Annotated in this window: 5 protein-coding genes and 1 pseudogene; 4 read left to right on the forward strand and 2 right to left on the reverse strand. The window is 67.4% G+C overall.

Annotated elements, in window-relative coordinates; translation table 11 throughout:
- A pseudogene (locus tag MFF42_RS13775) lies at positions 1–93 on the forward strand (tRNA methyltransferase); the annotation flags it as partial.
- 94 nt (positions 94–187) lie between these two features.
- Here MFF42_RS13775 and MFF42_RS13780 read toward each other — a convergent pair.
- Entirely contained in the window at positions 188–505 is a 318-nt protein-coding gene (locus MFF42_RS13780) for a DUF6894 family protein (RefSeq protein WP_238256239.1), read from the reverse strand.
- Positions 506–700: 195 nt separating this feature from the next.
- Positions 701–1,723 (reverse strand): helix-turn-helix transcriptional regulator, encoded by a 1,023-nt coding sequence (locus MFF42_RS13785; protein ID WP_238256240.1) that lies wholly within the window; start codon positions 1,721–1,723, stop codon positions 701–703.
- 388 nt (positions 1,724–2,111) lie between these two features.
- Here MFF42_RS13785 and MFF42_RS13790 point away from each other — a divergent pair, with 388 nt between their 5' ends.
- From MFF42_RS13790 to MFF42_RS13800, 3 genes are all read left to right on the forward strand, one after another.
- Positions 2,112–3,251, forward strand: coding sequence for a PspA/IM30 family protein (locus tag MFF42_RS13790; RefSeq protein ID WP_238256241.1), 1,140 nt, complete (start codon positions 2,112–2,114; stop codon positions 3,249–3,251).
- Positions 3,248–3,916 carry an OB-fold-containig protein gene (locus MFF42_RS13795; RefSeq protein WP_238256242.1) on the forward strand — a complete coding sequence of 223 codons (669 nt, stop codon included), beginning with the start codon at positions 3,248–3,250 and terminating at the stop codon, positions 3,914–3,916. The genes MFF42_RS13790 and MFF42_RS13795 overlap by 4 nt, the downstream gene beginning before the upstream one ends.
- Before the next feature lie 60 nt (positions 3,917–3,976).
- A partial coding sequence (locus tag MFF42_RS13800; protein WP_283206879.1) for a flotillin family protein occupies positions 3,977–5,027 on the forward strand: 1,051 nt, incomplete at its 3' end.

Raw genomic sequence — 5,027 nt, forward strand, 5'->3', positions numbered from 1 at the left:
TCGGTGGTGCCGATCCGGCCGGGCCTGCGCTCGCTCAACGTCGCGGTCTGCGCCGCGATGATCCTGGGGGAAGCGATCCGGCAGGTGGGGTGAGGGTCCCGCGATCGGCGGAAGACGGCGCCGGGATCAGCAGGTTCGACGGACCGTCCCTCGACAGGCTTTCCCGTCCCGTGAACCGGGCAGCGGTTCAGTTCGAATGCACGGTCCTCTCGGACTGCCGTGTCCTCGGACGCTGCTGACGGTGGGCCGCGTCGAGACGCGTGACGGGGAGCGCCGCCTGATTCAGAGTGACCTTGACGTCGATGGTGAACACCACCGCTTCGCTCGTATCGCTCGCCACGAGCTGCCACGTCTCGTCGAATCCGACGGACGCGCCGGCCTCCCTCAAGAGTTCCCCAGCATAACGGATGGCGGCGCGGCGCGCCGCGTCGAGATCCGGCAGCTCCGTTCCCTCTTCATCCCATAGCTCTACGTCGTCGTTGGTGTTGAAGAAGAACCTGGGCATCTGTGGCTCCTGAAAACCGTCACTCCAGCGCGCAATCGAGGCCCTTGCGGCAGCAGGATCGTCGTACCTGCATGTTTAGATTTGGCCCCGCCGGAATGGCCTATTCGATAGTCAATGTGCCTGTCAATCGCCTAAAATATCTTTAAATTGCTGTATTCGTAAAAATAACAACGTTTCGCATTCATGATATTCCCGTCATTCTACTTTGCGTAGCATGTCACGTCGTGTTTCACTGGGAGTACATCCGAACCGGCGTCGGTAGCGTTGGGCGAAATCACTCATGTGAGCAAAGCCCCACCGGCGACTCAGCTCCGCGATCGAAGTGTCCCTGTGCATCTCGCTGCAGAGGTCGCGATGAACCCGCTGCAGACGACGCTCGATGATGAATTCGACCGGCGTCATGCTCAGTTCACGCTTGAAGGACATCTGCAACATGCGAACACTCACGCCCGCGACGGCCGCGACATCGGCCAATCGAAACGGCGTCGCGAGATGCGCCTCGATGTAATCGACCGCGCAACGGACATGCGCAGCGGTGAGACTACCGGTTGAAGGCACCTCGGCGACCGGTGCCCGCGGCCACACGCTCAACAGCTGATATGAAACGATCTCTTCAAGCAGCGGAAAAAACAGGTCGTCGGCCGTGCGCACGTCGCGCAGCCGGATCTGCATCTGCTCCAGCGACAGGAGGAGCGCGCGCATTCCCAGATTGTCGATCGACGTGAGCGGCTCCAGGACGGGAAGCGGACGATCCGGCTTCCGCTCCAGAGCGTGGTAGCTCGCCAGAAGGGACGCGCGGGCGATCGTGCTGCTGATCGCCGAGAAGCCCGCCGAGGCCTCTCCGTTTCGCATATCTTCCAATGCGCTGAATGTCGCGTAGCCCTGCGTCGCGATCTGCTCGCCGCGCCAGTTTCGGCGGATCATCCGGCCGTTGGTGACGAACCGGATGGTGAACAGATCGGCTTCCAGCGTCGGGACCGTCAGGAAGCCCGTGGCCGAATGCGTGCGCCAGAGGCTCATGCTCCGGCTCTGTCCGCCCTCCACCTGGACCAGCGGCGATACGCGGGACACCGGGTAGAAGTTGACCGCAAGACCTCCGCCGTCGTTCAGGCGTTCGAGCTCTTGGACGGACTGCAGTCGATGCGCGAAGAACCGCTGCGGCCGCCAGATCGACCCCGAGCCCTGCGTCTCGGGTGGCCGGCTATTGGTATGCGACATCGAAGGTCACGCGGCGAACGGATGTTTGCTTCAGCGCCACCCATCAACATTCAAAATTGAATGCAAAATAACGGTCGCTGTGCAGTTACGTTGATCGGTTGTCAGCTATAACGATAAAATCCCGCTGCAAGAAGCACGGCACCTTGTTTGGGATGCAACGGCCGAAGAATTGGCAGTCTCCGGTCAGTCTCGCTGCGCGGTCGGCAGCTTGAAATTCGTCGAACGGCATGTGCGCCCATCTGAGGTTTGATCCGGCTGGCGTGGGGCGGGCGCCCAAGCGAATGCGCCCGGCGCGCGCCCACACCGGATGCGAGCTATCGCACACAGAAGACACATCTGAGGCGTGCATTCCCTTGAAAACACCAGATCGGTGTTTTACGTTGGCTTCGTGCCCAGATCAGGAATCCTTCCCTCGCGCCTGACCTACCGGCTCCTGCCCGAGCCGGCGGATCTCGACGCGGTCCGTGCCCTGCTCGCCGCCTACCGGCGGATGCTCGTCATCCTCGACGGGATCCGCCGGGACCACGGGCTGCGGGCCAACGTCGTCGCCCTGATCGAGCACGGGTATCAGCGCGTGCGGGACGAGACCGGGTTGCCGGCTCGCCTCGTCACGCTCGGCATCCGCGATTTCGCGCAGCAGATCGCCGGCCTCGACCCCGATTCCGTCACGTCGATGCCGCTCGACGACAAGCTGTTCAGCGTGAAGGGCGCCTCGGAGATCGCCCTCACCACGCTCTGCGGCCGGCGCACGATGCCCTACCGCGTCGAGGGCTACGACGGCCCCTGGCGCGAAATCTCCAGTGCCCGCCTTACCCTCGCGGGCGACACGCTCACCATCCAGGTGGGCGTCTCCGTCACGGCACCGAAGGAGGAGACCCGCATGCCCGAGAACATCCTGACCCGCGTCGGCCGGATCATCGGCGGCCTGTCCAACGCCGCCCTCGACGCGGTGGAGGACCGCAACGGCCTCGCAATTGCCGAGCAGGCGCTGCGCGAGATCGATGCCGTGATCCACGAGGCGCGGCTCGACCTCGGCAAGATCAAGGCGGAGGAGCACCGCCTCACGGCCCGCCGCGGCCAGCTCGACGGGGAGCGCACGGCGCTGCCGGAGAAGCTGTCGCTCGCGCTCGCCAACGGGCGCGAGGATCTGGCCCGGGCCGGGATCGCCCGGCAGCTCGACCTGGAGAGCCAGATCGAGGCGATCGATTCGAGCCTCGCGGATGTGGCCGAGCGCCATGAGGCGGCGTCGAAGGCGATGCAGGCGGCCAACGCCGCCCGGCGCGACGCCGAGCACCGGATCGCGCTGCTGCGGCAGCCGCCGGCGAAGGCGGCCGACCCGCTCGACGGCTACGGCCGCGAGGAGGCCACGCGCACGCGCCAGCTCGAACAATCGCTGCGGGCGATCGACCGGGTGACCGGTACCGCCTCGGCGGTCGCCGACCCGTCGGTCGAGGAACTGGACCGGCTGCACCGCGACGACGCCATCGAGCGGCGGCTCGCCGCGCTGAAGCAGGGGCGCCCTTCGTGAGCGCAGCGATCGGCCCCCTCGTCGGCCCTGCCCTGTTCCCCTTCACCCTGGCGGCGGCGGTGATGGCCGGCCTCGTCGCGATGGAGGCCTTGTCCCTCCTCGTCGGGCATTCCCTGTCGGGGCTGGTGGACGGCGCCCTCGGTCACGAGGCGGGCGGCGGCGGCGATCTCGCCACCGCGGCGGATGCGGACGGCCCGTTCTCGCCCGCGGCGCTGATGTCGTGGATCAATCTCGGCCGGGTGCCCTTCCTGATCCTGCTGATCCTGGCGCTGGCCGTCTTCGCGCTGGCGGGCTTCGTCGTGCAGGGGCTCGCCACCGCCCTCGTCGCGCCCCTGCCCGTCCTCCTGGCGGTCCCGATCGCCGCCGCGGCGACGCTGCCGGCCCTGCGCGTCTCGACCAGGGTCATCGCCCGGCTGATCCCGCGGGACGAGAGCTACGCCGTCACCGCCGACGACCTGGTCGGCGCCACCGCCGAGGTCACCCTCGGCCCGCTGGATCACGGTCTGCCGGGTCAGGTCCGGGCCGTGGATCGCCACGGCAACACCCACTTCCTGCGCGCCCGCGCCGCCCCCGACGCGCCGGCCATGGAAGCCGGCGCCCGCGTCCTCCTCGTGGACCGGAATGAGGCGGTCTACGTCGCGGTCCCCGCCACGCCGGACCTCTGATCGCTCGTCTTCCCCCAGCCGACCCGCAAGCCGACTCCCAAGCCGAAAGGATCGCTCTCCATGGACATGGTCAGTTCCGGCATCGTCAACCTGCTGGTGATCGCCGGCATCATCGTCGTGGCCGTGCTCGGCATCGGCTTCGTGTTCAGCCGGCTCTACCGGCGCACGACGCGGGACACCGCCTTCGTCCGGACGGGGCTCGGCGGGCGCAAGGTCGTGGTCGATGGCGGCGCGGTGCTGCTGCCGGTCTTCCACTCCATCGCCATGGTGAACCTCAACACCCTACGCCTCGAAGTGAAGCGCTCCGGCAACGAGTCGCTCATCACCAAGGACCGGCTGCGGGCCGACATCACGGTCGAGTTCTACGTGCGCGTCGAGCCCAAGGAGGAATCGATCGCGCTCGCGGCACAGACGCTGGGCGAACGCACCAACGACGCGATGCTGCTGCGCGAGCTGATCGAGGCGAAGTTCGTCGACGCCCTGCGGGCGGTCGCCGCCGGCATGACCCTGCCCGACCTCCAGGAGAAGCGCGCCGACTTCGTGAAGGGCGTGCAGGAGGCGGTCTCGGGCGACCTGCGCCACAACGGCCTGGAACTCGAATCCGCCTCGCTGACGCGGCTCGACCAGACCTCGATCGAGCATTTCAACCCGGACAATTCCTTCGACGCGGAAGGTCTGGCCCGGCTCAAGGAGATCACCGAGCAGCGCCGCAAGGAACGCAACGCCACGGTGCGCGACGCCGAGGTCGCCGTGGCCGAGAAGGACCGCGAGACCGCGCTCAAGCAGCTGGAGATCCAGCGCGCCACCCGGGAGGCGGAACTCGCACAGGAGCGCGACATCGCCAACAAGACCGCCGAGACCCGCGCCGAGACCGCACAGGCCGAGCAGCGCGCCCAGCAGAGCGAGGAGACGGCGCGGATCGAGCGCGAGCAGGCGGTGCGCCAGCGCGAGGCCGAGGCGCGCAAGAACTCGGAGGGCGCGCGGATCGAGGCGGATCTCGCCATCGCCCAGCGCAACGCGGAGGCCGAGCGCGAGCGCCAGCTCGTGCTGCAGGACAACGCCATCAAGATCGCCGAGCGCTCGCAGAAGGAATCGGAGGCGCGCGCCGCCG

Source organism: Methylorubrum podarium, assembly GCF_022179745.1.
Classification (GTDB): domain Bacteria; phylum Pseudomonadota; class Alphaproteobacteria; order Rhizobiales; family Beijerinckiaceae; genus Methylobacterium; species Methylobacterium podarium.

Coding starts and splice junctions, on each gene's coding strand:
- MFF42_RS13780 (WP_238256239.1), bottom strand. CDS start 505: ATGCCCAGGTTCTTCTTCAACACCAACGACGACGTAGAGCTATGGGAT.
- MFF42_RS13785 (WP_238256240.1), bottom strand. CDS start 1,723: ATGTCGCATACCAATAGCCGGCCACCCGAGACGCAGGGCTCGGGGTCG.